The sequence below is a fragment of the Derxia lacustris genome (assembly GCF_002105195.1).
Classification (GTDB): Bacteria; Pseudomonadota; Gammaproteobacteria; order Burkholderiales; family Burkholderiaceae_E; genus Derxia; species Derxia lacustris.
On record NZ_MUHU01000031.1, the window covers coordinates 80,821 to 96,943 of the forward strand.

Annotated in this window: 16 protein-coding genes; 10 read left to right on the forward strand and 6 right to left on the reverse strand. The window is 69.6% G+C overall.

Going from position 1 to position 16,123, the window contains the following annotated elements; all coding sequences use genetic code 11:
* Positions 1–14 precede the first annotated feature (14 nt).
* The 4 genes from htpX to def all read right to left on the reverse strand — a co-directional run bounded on the left by htpX (position 15) and on the right by def (position 3,223).
* Positions 15–875 carry a zinc metalloprotease HtpX gene (gene htpX / locus B9P64_RS19930; protein ID WP_085317921.1) on the reverse strand — a complete coding sequence of 287 codons (861 nt, stop codon included), beginning with the start codon at positions 873–875 and terminating at the stop codon, positions 15–17.
* A 94-nt stretch (positions 876–969) separates the two neighbouring features.
* Positions 970–1,671 carry a LysE family translocator gene (locus B9P64_RS19935; RefSeq protein WP_085317922.1) on the reverse strand — a complete coding sequence of 234 codons (702 nt, stop codon included), beginning with the start codon at positions 1,669–1,671 and terminating at the stop codon, positions 970–972.
* Positions 1,668–2,705: a methionyl-tRNA formyltransferase gene (fmt, locus tag B9P64_RS19940; protein ID WP_085317923.1), complete on the reverse strand. Its 1,038-nt coding sequence runs from the start codon at positions 2,703–2,705 to the stop codon at positions 1,668–1,670. The genes B9P64_RS19935 and fmt overlap by 4 nt, the downstream gene beginning before the upstream one ends.
* Positions 2,706–2,707: 2 nt before the next feature.
* A complete protein-coding gene (gene def, locus B9P64_RS19945; RefSeq protein WP_085317924.1) occupies positions 2,708–3,223 on the reverse strand; it encodes a peptide deformylase in 516 nt (171 codons plus the stop codon).
* A 390-nt stretch (positions 3,224–3,613) separates the two neighbouring features.
* Here def and B9P64_RS19950 point away from each other — a divergent pair, with 390 nt between their 5' ends.
* From B9P64_RS19950 to bioD, 8 genes are all read left to right on the forward strand, one after another.
* Positions 3,614–4,732, forward strand: coding sequence for a LysM peptidoglycan-binding domain-containing protein (locus tag B9P64_RS19950; RefSeq protein WP_085317925.1), 1,119 nt, complete (start codon positions 3,614–3,616; stop codon positions 4,730–4,732).
* Positions 4,733–4,737: 5 nt separating this feature from the next.
* Positions 4,738–5,988, forward strand: coding sequence for a DNA-processing protein DprA (dprA, locus tag B9P64_RS19955; protein WP_085317926.1), 1,251 nt, complete (start codon positions 4,738–4,740; stop codon positions 5,986–5,988).
* A 73-nt stretch (positions 5,989–6,061) separates the two neighbouring features.
* Entirely contained in the window at positions 6,062–6,520 is a 459-nt protein-coding gene (locus B9P64_RS19960; protein WP_085317927.1) for a DUF494 family protein, read from the forward strand.
* A 184-nt stretch (positions 6,521–6,704) separates the two neighbouring features.
* Positions 6,705–9,293, forward strand: a complete 2,589-nt coding sequence (locus B9P64_RS19965) for a DNA topoisomerase III (RefSeq protein WP_085317928.1) — start codon at positions 6,705–6,707, stop codon at positions 9,291–9,293.
* 18 nt (positions 9,294–9,311) lie between these two features.
* The gene (locus B9P64_RS19970) at positions 9,312–10,508 is read left to right on the forward strand and encodes an aminotransferase class I/II-fold pyridoxal phosphate-dependent enzyme (protein ID WP_085317929.1); all 1,197 of its coding nucleotides are present in this window, start codon (positions 9,312–9,314) and stop codon (positions 10,506–10,508) included.
* Positions 10,508–11,194: a hypothetical protein gene (locus tag B9P64_RS19975; RefSeq protein ID WP_085317930.1), complete on the forward strand. Its 687-nt coding sequence runs from the start codon at positions 10,508–10,510 to the stop codon at positions 11,192–11,194. Before B9P64_RS19970 ends, B9P64_RS19975 begins: the two co-directional genes overlap by 1 nt.
* On the forward strand, positions 11,191–11,946 hold the full coding sequence (locus B9P64_RS19980; protein WP_085317931.1) for a methyltransferase domain-containing protein: 756 nt from the start codon (positions 11,191–11,193) through the stop codon (positions 11,944–11,946). The genes B9P64_RS19975 and B9P64_RS19980 overlap by 4 nt, the downstream gene beginning before the upstream one ends.
* Positions 11,943–12,572, forward strand: a complete 630-nt coding sequence (bioD, locus tag B9P64_RS25825; RefSeq protein ID WP_085317932.1) for a dethiobiotin synthase — start codon at positions 11,943–11,945, stop codon at positions 12,570–12,572. The genes B9P64_RS19980 and bioD overlap by 4 nt, the downstream gene beginning before the upstream one ends.
* Here the strand turns inward: bioD and B9P64_RS19990 are convergent.
* On the reverse strand, positions 12,569–13,336 hold the full coding sequence (locus B9P64_RS19990; RefSeq protein ID WP_085317933.1) for a class I SAM-dependent methyltransferase: 768 nt from the start codon (positions 13,334–13,336) through the stop codon (positions 12,569–12,571). The two genes, bioD and B9P64_RS19990, sit on opposite strands and share 4 nt — an antisense overlap.
* Before the next feature lie 107 nt (positions 13,337–13,443).
* On the opposite strand from B9P64_RS19990, the gene B9P64_RS19995 reads away from it, so the two are divergent.
* Together B9P64_RS19995 and bioA are read left to right on the forward strand one after the other, a co-directional pair.
* Positions 13,444–14,232: an MmyB family transcriptional regulator gene (locus tag B9P64_RS19995; protein WP_085317934.1), complete on the forward strand. Its 789-nt coding sequence runs from the start codon at positions 13,444–13,446 to the stop codon at positions 14,230–14,232.
* Complete coding sequence (bioA, locus tag B9P64_RS20000) at positions 14,229–15,587, forward strand: adenosylmethionine--8-amino-7-oxononanoate transaminase (protein ID WP_085317935.1); 1,359 nt, start codon at positions 14,229–14,231, stop codon at positions 15,585–15,587. Before B9P64_RS19995 ends, bioA begins: the two co-directional genes overlap by 4 nt.
* A 14-nt stretch (positions 15,588–15,601) precedes the next feature.
* Here bioA and B9P64_RS20005 read toward each other — a convergent pair whose 3' ends face one another.
* Positions 15,602–15,928 carry a hypothetical protein gene (locus tag B9P64_RS20005; protein ID WP_085317936.1) on the reverse strand — a complete coding sequence of 109 codons (327 nt, stop codon included), beginning with the start codon at positions 15,926–15,928 and terminating at the stop codon, positions 15,602–15,604.
* Positions 15,929–16,123: the final 195 nt, after the last annotated feature.

Here is a 16,123-nt window from a genome sequence, read left to right on the forward strand (position 1 = left end):
TGGGCGCTGGGTACTCAAGCCGGGTAGACCCCGCTGCGCTGCATTTCCATGAGGCGCGCGATGCGTTCCTCGGTGGACGGGTGGGTGCTGAACAGGCCGGACAGCCCGCCGCCCGAGAGCGGATTCATGATCATCATCTGCGCTGTCTCCGGATGCGCTTCGGTGGTCTGGAGCGGCATGCCCTGGGCATACCGATGGATTTTTTCGAGGGCGGCGGCCAGCGCCTGCGGATCGCCGCTGATCTCGGCGCCGCCCCGGTCGGCTTCGAATTCGCGCGCGCGGCTGATCGCCATCTGGATCAGGCTGGCGGCGATCGGCGCCAGGAACATCACCAGGATGCCGGCGATCGGGTTGGTCGGCCGGCCTTCATGGTCGCGCCCGCCGAAGAACACCGCGAAGTTGGCCAGCATCGAGATCGCGCCGGCCATGGTGGCGCTGACCGTGCTGATGAGAATGTCGCGGTGCTGCACATGGGCCAGCTCATGGGCCATCACGCCGCGCAGTTCGCGCTCGGTGAGCACGCTCAGGATGCCGGTGGTCGCGGCGACGGCGGCGTTCTCGGGATCGCGGCCGGTCGCGAAGGCGTTGGGCGAGGCTTCGTCGATGAGATAGACGCGCGGCATCGGCAGCCCGGCGCGTCCGGCCAGATCGGCCACGATGGCGTAAAAGCGCGGCGCCGAGGCGGCGTCGACTTCGCGTGCGTTGTACATCTTCAGCACCAGCTGGTCGCTGTACCAGTAGCTGAAGAAGTTCATGCCGACCGCCACGACCAGCGCGATCAGCATGCCCTGGCGGCCACCCAGCACGGCACCGATCGCCATGAACAGCGCGACGATGCCGGCCATGAGCACGGCGGTCTTCAGGTAATTGAACATGAGGCACTCCTGCGTTGACGGCGCGCGCGGACGGATTTGCGGGCGCCCGCATTAGATGCCGGGCCGCTGGGCGCTTTCAACGTACCGAGTGGTTTCAATGCCTCGGAGTCAGCGCGAGTTTGCAACCAAGCGCGACAAAGCCGGCGCCGACGCCCCGGCCGAGCCAGCGCCCGAGGCCGGGCTTGCTGCCCAGCGCCCGCACCAGCGCGCCGGCGCTCCAGCCGACCGCCGCGTTGTAGACCGTGCTCATCAGCACGAACACCACGCCCAGCGCCACGAAGGCCAGCGCCTTGGACGGCGCGGCCGGCGCCACGAACTGCGGGAAGAACGACAGGAAGAACACCACCACCTTGGGATTGAGCAGGTTGGTCAGCATCGCCTGGCGCAGGAGGACGGCGGTGCGGGCGCTGGCGAGCTGGAGCGGCGCGGCGGTCTGGTCTTGTACCGCCGTGTGCCGTGCGCCGTCTGTGGCCGCAGTGCTGCCCGTCGCCGGCGCCTTGTCCTCGCGCGCCAGCAGCATGCGTAGCCCGAGCCAGATCAGATAGGCCGCGCCAGCGAGCTTGATGACCGTGAACGCCGTCGCCGAGGCCGCGACGATGGCCGTCAGCCCGAAGGCCGCGAGCAGCACATGCGCGCAGCAGCCAAGCGAAATGCCGAGCGCGCTGACCACGCCGGCGCGCGGCCCGTGCGCCAGGCTGCGCCCCACGATGAAGGCGGTGTCGGGCCCGGGCGTGAGGTTGAGCATCATCACCGCGACCATGAACCAGCCGAGGTCGACCACGCCGAGGCCGCTCATGCGGGGCTCCGCGCGGCGGACACGAAGCGCTGGCCCGGCGCGAGCGCATGGCCGGCGAGGAAGTCGCGCGCGGCGAGGCGCTTGCCGCCGGGCTTTTGCAGCGCGGTCACGCGCAGCGCGCCGCTGCCACAGGCGATGACCACGCCGCTCGCGTCGGCGGCGAGGATGCTGCCGGGGGCGTTGCTGGCAGCGCCGTGCTGGCCGGCGCTGGCATGCGCCGCTGCGTCGTCGAGCGCCGTTGCGGCCCAGAGCTTGATCGCCACGCCGTCGCACTCGGCGCTCGCGCCCGGGAAGGGATCGAAGGCGCGGATGCGGCGCGCAATCGTCGCGGCCGGTTCGGCGAAGTCGATGGCGGCCTCGGCCTTGGCGATCTTGGCGGCGTAGGTCACGCCGTCGGCCGGCTGCGGCACCGGCACGAGGCTGTCGAGCTGCGCCAGCGCCGCGACGATGGCTTCGCCGCCGAGCGCCGCGAGCCGGTCGTGCAGCTGGCCGGTGGACTCGTCGGCGCCGATGGCGAGCCGACGCTCCAGCAGCATCGCGCCGGTGTCGAGGCCGGCGTCCATCTGCATGATCGTGATGCCGGTTTCGGCGTCGCCCGCCTCGATCGCGCGGTGGATCGGCGCCGCGCCGCGCCAGCGCGGCAGCAGCGAGGCATGGATGTTGAGACAGCCGCGCGTCGGCAGGTCGAGCACCGCCTGCGGCAGGATCAGGCCGTAGGCGGCCACGATCATCACGTCGGCAGGCGTCGCGGCGGCGTCGCTGCCTGCCTTGCCGAACGCTGCCGCCAGCCGGCGCTGCGCCTCGGCGCCCTCGGCACCCAGCCGCGCATGTTCGGGCCGCAGCGTCGCCGGCTGGAACACCTCGATGCCGTGCGCGAGCGCCAGCGCCTTCACCGGCGAGGGCTGCAACTTCATCCCGCGCCCCGCTGGCCGGTCGGGCTGCGTCAGCACCAGCGCGATTTGATGGCCGGCGGCGATCAGCGCCGCCAGCGCGGTCGCGGCGAATTCGGGCGTGCCCGCAAAGACGATGCGCATGCTCAGCGACCGCCGCCGCGCTCGCGCTGCGCCTTGGCCATCTTGGCCTTCACGCGGTTGCGCTTGAGCGGCGACAGGTATTCGACGAAGACCTTGCCGAGCAGATGGTCCATCTCGTGCTGCACGCAGACCGCCAGCAGCCCGTCGGCGTCGAATTCATGCGGCTTGCCGTCGAGCCCGAGCGCGCGCACGCGCACCCGCGCCGGTCGCTTCACCTCGTCGTAATAGCCGGGTACCGACAGGCAGCCTTCCTCCCACACCTTGAGCTCATCGCTGGCCGCGACGATCTGCGGATTGATGAGCACGCGCAGATCGTTCTTGTGCTCCGACGTGTCGATGACGATGACCCGCTCATGCACATCGACCTGGGTCGCGGCGAGGCCCACGCCGGGCGCGTCGTACATGGTTTCGGCCATGTCGGTGACGAGCTGGCGGATGCGGTCGTCGACTTGCGCGACGGGTTTGGCGACCTTGTTCAGGCGCGGATCGGGGTATTCGAGGATGGTCAGCAGTGCCATGGGCTTGTGTGTGATGCAACACGCGAGTTCGGGGGAATTGATTGCCCCGTCAAGCTGTTATCGGCAGAATCTTCAACAAAAATCGCAACAAAATCGTTCGGGCGCGAAGCTTGGCAGGCAATTCCGCCGCCCCCCGCCTTCAGCTGTCTCGATATGCCTTCAGCCTTTCGCGTCACCGCTTGCGCCAGTTCAGCCCCGGGCCGCCGGCATGGCGGCTGATCCGTGGCATCGTGCGCCCGCCCGTCGCTGCGGTGCGGCGCCGCAAGCGCGCTCGCTGCCTTGCACGGCGGCCGGCGCTGCCAGCTCCGATCCAACCCAACACACCATCGCGCGGGAAACTGCGGCTCACGCCAACGCGGGCTCAAGCCGGCTCGCGAACCGAGGGATTGAATGAAAAAGTCTAGCACCGCGCTTCTGGGCGCCGCGCTCGCAGCTGCCGCTTCCTTCCAGACCGTTTCGGCCGTCGATTACCCCATCACGCCGCAGCAGCGCAGCGTGGCCGACCAGGTCGCGCAGGCTGGCGTGCCGCTGTCGGAGCTGGCGCCCAATGCGCCCGACAGCTACACCATCAAGCAGGGCGACACGCTCTGGGGCATCTCGGGCCTGTTCCTCAAGAGCCCGTGGCGCTGGCCCGAGCTGTGGGGCATGAACCGCGACCAGATCCGCAATCCGCATCTGATCTATCCGGGCCAGATCCTGGTGCTCGACAAGATCAACGGGCGCGCCACGCTGCGCCTGAGCACGGCGCCGGGCAGCATCGCCACGCTCAAGCTGTCGCCGCACATCCGCGTGCAGGCGGCCGGCGACGGCGCGATTCCGAGCATCAATCCGAGCGCCATCGAGCCCTTTCTCAATCGCCCGCTGATCGTGTCCGAGACCGGGCTGGCGAGCGCGCCGCGCGTGGTCGCGACCCAGGACGGCCGGGTGGTGATGGGCACCAATGACATCGTCTATGTGCGCGGCATGCCGGCCGGTGCCGGCAGCAGCTGGCAGGTGTTCCGCCCGGCCACGGCGCTCAAGGATCCTGAGACCGGCAAGGTCATCGCGTGGGAGGCGGTGTACTGCGGCATCGCCGACGTCGCGGCCCAGGGCGATCCGGCCACCCTGCGCATCAAGGAAGCGCGCGAGGAAATCCGCGTCGGCGACCGGCTGGTGCCGGCCGAGAGCGGCGACTTCCCCACCTATCTGCCGCATCAGTCCAGCACGGTCATCGATGGCCGCGTGCTGTCGATCTACAACGGCGTGGACCAGGCCGCGACCAACATGGTCATCTCGCTCAACCGCGGCGCGGCCCAGGGCGTGGAGCGCGGCCATGTGTTCCGCCTGCTGAGCTACGGCGGTTTCATCACCGACCGCACCGGCGACAAGCCCGAGACCGTGCGCCTGCCCGACGAGGCCTATGGCGACGTGTTCGTGTTCCGCGTGTTCGACAACGTGAGCTACGGCCTGATCCTGCGCGCCACCAACACCACGCGCATCGGCGACCGCTTCGTCTCCAAGCTCGACTGACGCCGATGGCGACGCTGGCGCCGGCGCGTCGCGCCGAGCTGGCCGCCTGGCTGCGGCTGATGGCGGTCGAGGGCGTGGGCGCGGTCACGGCGCGCGAGCTGCTGGCCGCGCTCGGTCCGCCCGAGCAGATCTTCGCGCTGGGCCACGGCGCCCTGGTGCGCGGCGCCGGCGACCAGCTCGCCCGCGCGCTCTCGGCCACGCCGGACGCCGACGCGCAGGCGCTCATCGAGCGCACGCTCGACTGGGCCGAGCAGCCCGACCGCCATCTGCTCACGCTGGCCGATGCCGACTATCCGCAGCAGCTGCTCACCATCGCCGATCCGCCGCCGCTGCTGTGGGCCATCGGCAATCTGGCGCTGCTGGCCCAGCCGACCATCGGCATCGTCGGCAGCCGCAATGCCACGGCCCAGGGCATCGAGAATGCGCGCGGCTTCGCGGCCAACCTGGCTGGCGCCGGGCTGGTGGTGGTGTCGGGGCTGGCGCTCGGCATCGATGCGGCGGCGCATGAAGGCGCGCTCGAAACCGGCACGACCATCGCCGTGATCGGCACCGGCGCCGACATCGTCTATCCGGCGCGCAACCGGGCGCTCGCCCATCGCATCGCGGCCGGCGGGCTCATCCTGTCCGAGCAGCCGCTCGGCACCGGCGTGCACAAGGCCAGCTTTCCGCGCCGCAATCGCATCATTTCCGGGCTGTCGCTCGGCGTGCTGGTAGTCGAGGCGGCGGCCGGCTCGGGCTCGCTCATCACCGCGCGTCAGGCTGCCGAGCAGGGGCGCGAGGTGTTCGCGCTGCCGGGCTCGATCCATTCCGCGCTGTCCAAGGGCTGCCATCAGCTCATCCGCGACGGCGCCAAGCTGGTCGACGAATCGCGCCACATCCTTGACGAGCTGCTGCCGATCGGCTTTGCCGCCGCGTCCGAGCCCCGGCGGCGCGGCCGGCGCACCGGGCCCGGAAAGCCGCTGTCGCCCGCCACCATCGCAGCCGGACTGGCGGCGGCGCAGCGCCCGGCACCGGTGCCTGACGCCGCCGAACCGCGCGAAGAACCGCCCGACCGGCGCGACGCCGCCGCCGGTCCGCTCGCCGATCATCCCTGGCTCACGCTCGCTGGCGTCGAGCCGTTTACTGCCGACGGTCTGGCCGAACGCTGCAATGCAAGCGCCGCCGACATGCTTGCCGCGCTGCTCGACTGGGAGCTGGACGGTCTGGTCGCGCGGCTGCCGGGCGGTTTCTTCCAGCGTCTGCAACGTCCGGCTTGATCGCCTGAAACGCTGCCAAACGGCGTCTTTTCATCGGTTGCCGCTCAGGGTTTTCGCGGGTAGAGTCATTTTCATGTTCGACGTCCTCATCTATCTCTTCGAGAACTATTTCAATCCGAGCGCCTGTCCGGAAGGCGATGTACTGGCCCGCAAGCTCACGGCCGTCGGATTCGAGCGCGACGAGATCGACGAGGCGCTGGTCTGGCTCAATGGCCTGTCCAAGGCCAGCTCGGCGCCGGTGCCTGCCGCGCTGGCCGAGTCCGGCGGCCACCGCGTCTACACCGACTGGGAGCTCGACCAGCTCGGCGCCGATGCCATCGGTTTCGTCAGCTTTCTTGAATCGGCCGGCGTCATCGATGCAGCCCAGCGCGAACTCATCGTCGATCGCGCATTTGCCGTCGGCGATTCGCCGGTCGGCGCCGAGCAGCTCAAGGTCATCGTGCTGATGGTGCTGTGGAGCCAGGAAGCCGAGGTCGATGCGCTCATCCTCGAAGAGCTGCTCGACGACGGTTCGCCGCGCGAACTGCACTGACTGCGCCGCAACGACGGCAACTTTCTGGCAGTCCTGCGGCCGCTGACGCCGCCGCGCAGCACCGCATGACGAAACCCGCTGCCATCATGGCCGCGTTGTGCCGAAATTTTGAAACCGCCTACACTTGGCCCCCCTTGCGGGCAGGCCGATGTGTGCCCCCCATTCTTTCGAGCTGGCGTTCACCATGTCCAAGAGCCTGATCATTGCCGAAAAGCCCTCGGTCGCGAACGACATCGCGAAGGCCTTGGGCGGTTTCACCAAGCACGATGGCTATTTCGAGTCGGACGAATACATCATTTCGTCGGCGGTCGGCCATCTGCTCGAAATCTTTGCCGAAGACGATCCGAAACGCGGCAAATGGAGTTTCACCCATCTGCCCGTCATCCCGAAGGATTTCGGCCTTCAGCCGATCGCCAAGAATGAAGATCGGCTGAAACTGCTCAGCAAGCTCATTCGCCGCAAGGATGTTTCCGCGCTTATCAATGCCTGTGACGCGGGGCGCGAAGGCGAATTGATCTTTCGCTACATCGTGCAATCGGCAAAAGCCAAGCAGCCGGTCAAGCGGCTCTGGCTGCAATCGATGACGCCGGCCGCGATCCGCGAAGGCTTCGGCAAATTGCGCAGCGATGAAGACATGCTGCCGCTGGCCAATGCCGCGCGCAGCCGCAGCGAAGCCGACTGGATCGTCGGCATCAATGGCACGCGCGCCATGACCGCCTTCAACAGCAAGGGCGGCGGTTTCTATCTGACCACGGTCGGACGGGTGCAGACGCCGACGCTGGCGGTGGTGGTCGAACGCGAAAAGAAGATCAAGAACTTCGTTTCGCGCGATTACTGGGAAGTGCGCGGCGAATTCGTCGTGGCGGCCGGTACCTACGACGGCAAATGGTTCGATCCCAAATACAAGAAGGATGAAGCCACGGCGCGCGCCGCCAAATTGGCCGCCGCGCCCGAGGCCGAGCATTTGCGCGACAACCGCATCTGGTCCGAAGCCGAGGCGAAGGAAATCGTCGCCGCCACGCGCGGCAAGCAGGGCACGGTCACCGAGGAAGCCAAGCCGTCGAGCCAGCTTTCGCCGCTGCTCTACGATCTGACTTCATTGCAGCGCGAGGCCAATTCGCGCTTTGGTTTCTCGGCCAAGACCACGCTGTCGATCGCGCAGGAGCTGTACGAGAAGCACAAGGTGCTGACCTATCCGCGGACCGATTCGCGCCATCTGCCCGAGGATTATCTGGGCACGGTGCGCGCCACTTTCGAATCGCTGGCCGGCCAGAACAATTACTTCAAGCATTGCAAGCAGGCGCTCGACAGCAATTACGTCCGGCCCAACAAGCGCATCTTCGACAACACCAAGATCAGCGATCACTTTGCAATCATCCCCACGCTTGAGACGCCCAAGGCGCTCGGCGATGTGCAGCAGAAGATCTACGACCTGGTGGTCAAGCGTTTCATCGCGGTGTTTTTCCCGGCGGCCGAATTCATGGTGACCACCCGCGTCACCAAGATTGAGAACCATCATTTCAAGACCGAAGGCAAGGTCATGGTGAATGCCGGCTGGCTCGCGGTTTATGGCCGCGATCAGCAGGGCGACGACGCCACGCTGGTAGCGGTGGGCGCAAATGAAAAGCCGCTGGCCGACAAGGTCGAGGCAATTGCGCTGCAAACCAAGCCGCCCGCGCGCTACAACGAAGCCACCCTGCTGTCGGCAATGGAAGGCGCTGGAAAATTGCTTGGCGACGACGAATTGCGCGAAGCGATGGCGCAAAAGGGGCTGGGTACGCCAGCCACCCGCGCGGCAATCATCGAAGGCCTCATCAACGAAAAATACATGCTGCGCGACGGCCGCGATCTGCTGCCGACCGCGAAAGCCTTTCAGTTGATGACGCTGTTGCATGGCCTGGGTGTGAGCGAATTGACCCATCCGGAACTGACCGGCGAATGGGAATACAAGCTGGCGCAGATGGAGCGCGGCCAATTGGCGCGCGAGGATTTCATGCGCGAAATCGCGCAGATGACGCAACTCATCGTCAAGCGCGCCAAGGAATACGACAGCGATACCGTGCCGGGCGATTACGCCACGCTGCATACGCCCTGTCCCAATTGCGGCGGCACGATCAAGGAAAACTACCGGCGCTTTGCCTGCGACAAATGCTCATTCTCGATGACGAAAGTGCCGGGCGGCCGGCAATTCGAGATTCCTGAAGTGGAAGAGCTGCTCGAAAAGCGCGAGATCGGTCCGCTGCAAGGCTTTCGCTCGAAGATGGGCCGGCCGTTTGCCGCGATTCTGCGCATCGTTTCGGACGACGCGCTCAAGACCGAAACCGGCAATGCCTTCAAGCTTGAATTCGACTTCGGCCAGAACGACGGCGAGGAAGAAGGCGGCGAGGAAGTCGATTTCTCGGGTGCCGAAGCGCTTGGCGCCTGCCCCAAATGCGGCGGCAAGGTATTCGAGCAGGGCATGAATTACGTCTGCGAAAACCAGCCGGCCAAGCGCTGCGATTTCCGCTCGGGCAAGGTCATTCTTCAGCAGGAAATCGCGCGCGAGCAGATGACCAAGCTATTGGCTGAAGGCAAGACCGATCTGCTGACCAATTTCGTTTCCAATCGCAATGGCCGCAAGTTCAAGGCCTTTCTGGTGCGGCAGGAAGACGGAAAGATCGGCTTTGAATTCGCGCCGCGCGAACCCAAGCCGGCCGGCAAGACGGCGGCCAAGACCGGCCGCGCTGCCGCCAAGAAGAGCCCCGGTCCGCGCGAAACCGCCGACGCCGAGTGATGCGCGACGTGACGGGCAATGACTGAGGCGAGCGCCGGCATCCTCGCGGCGAGCGGCGATTTCGACCGCCGCTATGCCGCCGCCTGCACCGCGCTCGAAGCCGATTCGCGCCGACGCAGCCTGCCCGGGCAGGCGAGCCTGAACGGCGCCGTCGCCGATTTTTCGCACAACGATTACCTGGGCCTCGCGCGCGACGCCGATGCCATCGCTGCGCTGTGCGCGACCGCGCAGGCGAGCGGCGTCGGCGCGACCGGCTCGCGGCTGCTGTCGGGCGACTGGCCCGAGCATGCCGCGCTCGAAGCCGCGATCGCCGCCGCCAAGGGCACCGAGGCGGCGCTGGTCTTCCCGTCGGGCTATCAGGCCAATGCGACGGCGCTCGCCGCGCTGCTCGACCGCAAGACGCTCGGCGCCGAGCCGCTGCTGTTCGCCGACCGGCTCAATCACGCGAGCCTGCATCACGCCTGCCAGCTCGCCGGCGTGCATCAGCTGCGGTTCCGGCACAACGATCTGGGCCATCTGCGCGAGCTGCTGCAAAAGCATGCGGGCGACGTGCGGCCGAAATTCATCGTGGCCGAGACCATCTTCGGCATGGACGGCGATGCGCTCGACATGCCGGCGCTCGCCGCGCTGGCCGACGAGTTCGGCGCCTTCCTCTGGCTCGACGAGGCGCATGCGACCGGCGTGGCCGGCGCCACCGGTCAGGGGCTGGCGAGCGGCTGGATCGGCGGGCGCGGCGCGGCGATGGGCACCTTCAGCAAGGCCATCGGCGCCCAGGGCGCCTATGTGGCGTGCAGCCGCGCGGTGCGCGATTACCTGCTCAACCGCTGCACCGGCTTCATCTATTCGACGGCGATCGCGCCGCCGCTCGCGGCCGCCGTGCTGGCGGTGTGGAACAGGCTGCCGGGCATGGACGCACGGCGCGCGGCGCTGACGGCGAGCGCCGAGGCGCTGCGCAAGCGCTTGCAGGCGGGCGGGCTGGATACCGGCACGTCCACGACCCACATCGTGCCGGTCATCGTCGGCAGCGATGCGCGCGCGCTTGAACTCAAGGCCTGGCTCGCGGCGCGCGGGCTGGTGGTGTCGGCGGTGCGGCCGCCGACCGTGCCGCCCAATACCGCGCGCATCCGCATCGCGCTCGCGGCCTCGCATACGGCGACGCAGATCGATGCGCTCGCCGGTGCCATCCTCGACTGGCGCGCGACGCAGGCCGACTGATGCCGGGCTTCGTTCTCTGCCACGGCTGGGGGCTGGATGCGCGCAGTCTCGATCCGCTCGCGGCCGCGCTGCGCGCCCGCTTTCCCGCGCACGAACTGCTGGCCGAGGAGCTGGGCTTCTTCGGTCCGGCGCGCGCTGCGGTCGCCGACGCGGCTGCGCGCGACGACGGCGGCTGGATCGGCATCGGCCATTCCTGGGGCTTTGCGCGGCTGGCGCAGGCGACGGTTGCGCCGCGCTGGCGTGCGCTGGTGTCGATCAACGGCTTCACGCGCTTCTGCCGCGCGCCCGGCCGGCGCAGCGGCATGCCGGCGCGCGCGGTCGACGCGATGCTGGCGCGGCTGGCGCTCGATGCCGACGGCTGCCTCGCCGACTTTCATGCGCGTTGTGCCGAAGGCGGTGCGGTGCCGGCCGCCGTGCCGCCGTACCGCGCCGACAGCGCCGCGCTCGCCGAGGCGCTGCGCCAGTTGCGCGACAGCGATTTCGTGCCGCCCGCCGTGCCGCTGCTCGCGCTGGTCGCCGCTGCCGATGCCGTCGTCGCGCCCGAGCATGCGCAGACCCTGTTCGCGCCGCTCGCCACGGAACTCGTGACGCTGGCCGGCAGTCATCTGCTGCCGCTCGATGCGCCGGACGACTGCGCCGCCGCCATCGCGCGCTTTGTTGCCGCCCTCCCGCCCGCCACCGAATGACGCCGCGCCCGCTCACCGTCGCCGACCGCTTCTCCGCCGCCGCCGCGCGCTACGACGCCGCAGCGCGCGCCCAGCAGAGCGCCGCCGCGCAGTTCGCCGACTGGCTCGCCCAGGCCGAGCCCGCTGCCGCGCCGGCCCGCATCGCCGAGCTGGGCTGCGGCACCGGCTTCCTCAGCGCGCATCTGCTCGCACGCTGGCCGGATGCCGAACTGCTCGCCACCGACCTCGCGCCGGCCATGGTCGAGCACTGCCGCACGCGCTTCGCCGATCAGCCGCGCCTGACCGCCGCCCAGGCCGATGCGCGCCAGATCCGCTTTGCGCCCGCGCCCGACTGGATCGTCTCGGCCATGTGCCTGCAATGGCTGCATCCGCTTGAAGCCGTACTCGATCTGCATCTTTCGCAATGCCGCGTGCTGGCCTTCAGCCTGCTGCTCGACGGCTCCTTCGCGGCCTGGCGCGCGGCGCACGATGCGGTCGGCGCCGACTGCGGCCTGCAACCGCTGCCCAGGGCCGAGGCGCTCGCCGCGCTGTGCCGGCGGCTCGCCGCCGTCCACGGCCGCAGCTGCCGGATCGAGTTCGTGCGCGTCGACGAGCCGCATGCCGACGGCCTGGCGTTTGCGCGCGCGCTGCGGGCCATCGGCGCCGATGCCGCGCGCGCCGGTCATCGTCCGGTCGCGCTGCGGCGCGTGCTCGCGGCCTGCCCGGCGCCGCTGGTCATGAATTACGAACTCGCCTTCGTCCGCATCGCATGAAAGCCATCTTCATCGCCGGCACCGACACCGGCGTGGGCAAGACCCTGGCAAGCGCCTGGATCGCCCACCACTGGCCGGCCGCCTACTGGAAACCGGCCCAGACCGGCACCGCCACCGACGACGGCGACGACAGCGGCGGCGTGGCGCGGCTGGCCGGCGTGCGGGTGTTTCCCGAAGCCTGCCGGTTTGCCGCGCCCGAATCGCCGGCGCGCGCCGCCGAGCTGGAAGGCCGCGTCATCGATCCGGCCGGCTTCGTGCTGCCGACCGGCGCCGAGCGGCTGGTGGTGGAAGGCGCGGGCGGCCTGCTGGTGCCGGTCGCGCCCGACTTCCTCATGATCGATCTGGCGCGCCAGCTGGCGCTGCCGGTGCTGCTGGTGGCGCGCAGCGGCCTGGGCACCATCAATCACACACTGCTGTCGGTCGAGGCGCTGCGTGCGCGCGGCCTGCCGCTGCTCGGCGTGGTGATGAGCGGCGCGCCCAATGCCGCCAACCGCGCCGCCATCGAGCGGCACGGCCGGCTGCCGGTGCTGGCCGAGCTGCCCCGGCTCGACCCGGCCGCCGATCTGGCGGCCCAGCTGCATGCGCTGGCGCTGCCGCCGGCCCTGCGCGCAGCGCTCGACGCCTAGGCCGCAGCGCGCCGCGCCACGAACAGCCCGCAGTCCAGCTCAAAGCTGCAATCCGGTTGCACCTTCCAGGCTGCCCGCACCGCTGCCGGCGCGGCCTGCCACAGATCGCGGATGGCGGCGGCCCGCACCGCCGGCGTGCGCATGCGCGCCAGCCAGCCGTCGAAGTCGATCGGCAGCCGCCAGGCCTCGTGCGCCTCGACGATCAGGCCCGCCGCCGCCAGCAGCGCGCGCCATTCCGACGGATTGCGATTGCGCACATGCGAGCGGTCGCGCAGCAGCTCCACCGCCTGAAGATGCATGTCGATTGCAGCTTCTTCATGCCCGAGCACATCGATGAGCGCCAGCTGCCCGCCCGGCACCAGCACGCGTCGGATCTCGGCCAGCGCGGCCGGCAGATCGCGCCAGTGATGCGCCGACATGCGCGTGACCACCATGTCGAAGCTCGCATCGGCGAACGGCAGCCGCTCGGCATGGGCGGGCTGCGCCAGCACATTGGCCAGCCCGCGCCGCTGCGCCTCGGCCGCGACTATTTCGAGCATTTCGGGCGTCGGATCGCAGGCCGTCACGCTGGCCACGCGCGGCGCGATGGCGAAGGCGGCATGGCCGGCGCCGCAGCCCAGGTCGAGCGCGCGCGCAGTGCCGCCGGCCGGCGTCAGCGCCGCGAGCCGCGCCAGATCGGCACCGCCGGCATGCACTGCGCTGGTCAGATAGGCGGCCGCGCTGGCACCGAATTGCGCAATGGAGGAATCGTCGACGGCTGGCATGGCAGGCTCCGCTGTGGGTTGGGGCGGCCAATCTAGCGCCGCCTCGTTCCTGGTAACAGGCAGCTGCTTATCCTGTTATAAAAGCCAACCGCCAAGTACCCGAAACCATGACTCCAGCCCCCACTCTCGGCGCCTTTCTGCGCAGCCATCGCGAGCGTCTGTCGCCGGCCGCGCTCGGCCTGCCGGCCGGCCTGCGCCGGCGCACGCCCGGCCTGCGGCGCGAGGAGCTGGCCCAGCTCGCCGGCCTCAGTCCCACCTGGCTCACCTGGGCCGAGCAGGGCCGGGCGGTGGCGCTGTCGGCCGAGGCGCTCGCGCGTCTTGCCGCCGCGCTGCAACTCTCGGCCGCCGAGCGCCGCTATCTGTTCGAGCTGGCCGGTCGGCGCGATCCGGCCCAGCCGCTGCTCGCCGACAGCGTCGCGCCGCTGCTGCTCGCCAGCGTCGATGCGGTGCGCCATCCGGCTTATCTGCTCGACCGCCAGTGGACCGCGCTGGCCGCCAATGCCGCCGCGCGCCGCCTCTTCACCGGCTGGCTCGACCGGCGCGCCAGCGAGCGCAATCTGCTGCGCTTCATGTTCCTCGACCCGTCGGCGCGCGCCCTGGTGCGCGACTGGCCCGAGCGCGCCGCGCGCCTGGTCGCCGAGTTCCGCGCCCACAGCGCCGGCTTCGTCGCCGAGTCGCCAACGCGCGAACTGGTCGCCGCGCTCTGCGCCGCCAGCGCCGATTTCGCGCGGCTCTGGTCGGCGCAGGATGTGCAGTCGCGCGACGGCGGCCGACGCCTGTTCGATCACCCCCGGCAGGGCGCGCTCGCCTTCGACCAGATCACCCTCGCTCCCGCCGGCGCGCCCGGCGTGCTGCTGGTGATGCTGCTGCCCTCCACCGCTTCCTCCTCGACATGACCGCACCCGACTGGCTCGCCCTCGACCGCGCCCATTGCTGGCACCCGTTCACCCAGGCCCAGACCGCGCCCGCACCGCTGCCCATCGTGCGTGGCGAAGGCTCATGGCTCATCGCCGCCGACGGTCGGCGCTATCTCGATGCGGTGTCGAGCTGGTGGGTCAATCTGCACGGCCACGCGCATCCGGCCATCGCCCGCGCACTGGCCGAGCAGGCGCTGACGCTGGAGCACACGATGTTCGCCGGCATCGCGCACGAGCCGGCCGCGCGCCTCGCGGCCGAGCTGGCGGCCCGCGCGCCGGCGCCGCTCAAGCATGTGTTCTTCTCCGACAACGGCTCCACCGCCATCGAGGTCGCGCTCAAGATCGCCTGCCAGTACTGGATCAACCAGGGCCGCAAGCGCCACCGCTTTCTCGCCTTCGAGGGCGGCTATCACGGCGACACCTTCGGCGCGATGGCGGCTGGCAAGTCGTCGGGCTTCTACACGCCGTTCGAGGACTGGCTGTTCGGCGTCGACTTCCTGCCCTGGCCGCAAAGCTGGATCGACAATGCCTCTATCGATGCCGAGGAAGCCGCCGCGCTGGCCCGGCTCGACGCCTACCTGGACCGGCATGGCGACGACCTCGCCGCCTTCATCTTCGAGCCGCTGGTGCAGGGCGCCTCGGGCATGCGCATGGCGCGCGCACCGTTCCAGCGTGCGGTCTGCGAGCGGGTGCGCGCGCGCGGCGTGCCGGTCATCTTCGATGAGGTCATGACCGGCTTCGGTCGCACCGGCCGCATGTTCGCGGCCGAGCACATCGGCTTCACGCCCGACCTGCTGTGCGTGTGCAAGGGCCTCACCGGCGGCTTCTTGCCGATGGCCGCGACGCTGGCCCAGCCGCACATCCACGATGCCTTCCTCGGCGAAAACGTCGACCGCGCGCTGCTGCACGGCCACACCTTCACCGCCAATCCGCTCGGCTGCGCCGCCGCACTGGCCTCGCTCAAGCTGTTCGACGACGAAGACGTGATGGCGAAGATCGTCGCGCTGGAGGCGATGCAGGCCGAGCGGCTCGCGGCCATCGCCGGCCATCCGCTGGTCACGCGGCCGCGCCAGTGGGGCACGATCGCCGCCTTCGATCTGGCCCAGCCCGCTGGCGATGTCGGTGGCTATGCCTCGGCATCCGGCCGCGCGCTGCGCGAAGCGATGATTGCGCGCGGCGTGCTCATGCGGCCGATGGGCGATGCGGTCTACTTCCTGCCGCCCTACTGCACCTCGGCCGACGATCTGGACTTTGCCTATGCGCAATTGCGTGCGGTGCTCGATGAGCTGGCCGATCCCGCCGCGCGTGCCGGAGCGCCGAGCGACCTGTTCTGACGGCGGGTCGGCGCTCAGCGCCGGTCGCCGCCGCGCCAGCGGCCGCCGTCACGCGGCCCGCCGCCCCAGCCCTCGCCGCGATGTGGCCCGCGGCCGAAGCCCGGCGCCCATCCACCGCCGTAACGCGGCGGAACGATCACCGGCGGCGCAATGATCACCGGCGGCGGCGTGTAGTAGCGCGGCTGATAGATCGGCGGCGCGCTGTAGATGCGCGAGCCGTAATAGGGCTGGGAGTAATAGATGTCTTCGCGATACACCTCTGTGCGGTAGGGCTCGCCATAGACGGCGCAGCCGCCGAGCAGGGCGACGAGAACGGGCAGGACAGCAAGGCGGCAGTGCATGAAAGGCCCCGAAAAGCGCGATCGGTCACTGCACGCTAGCGCTGCGTCGGGGCGGGCGGCGTTTCGCGCCGGCTACGCCTGTAACGGCCGGGCTCGGCTTCTTCTGCACCAGCGGCAGGCCGGTCCGCAATGCTCCGATCCGGCCGCCACAATGAAAAACGCCCCGCAGGCTTGTGGCCGACGAGGCGTTCTCGA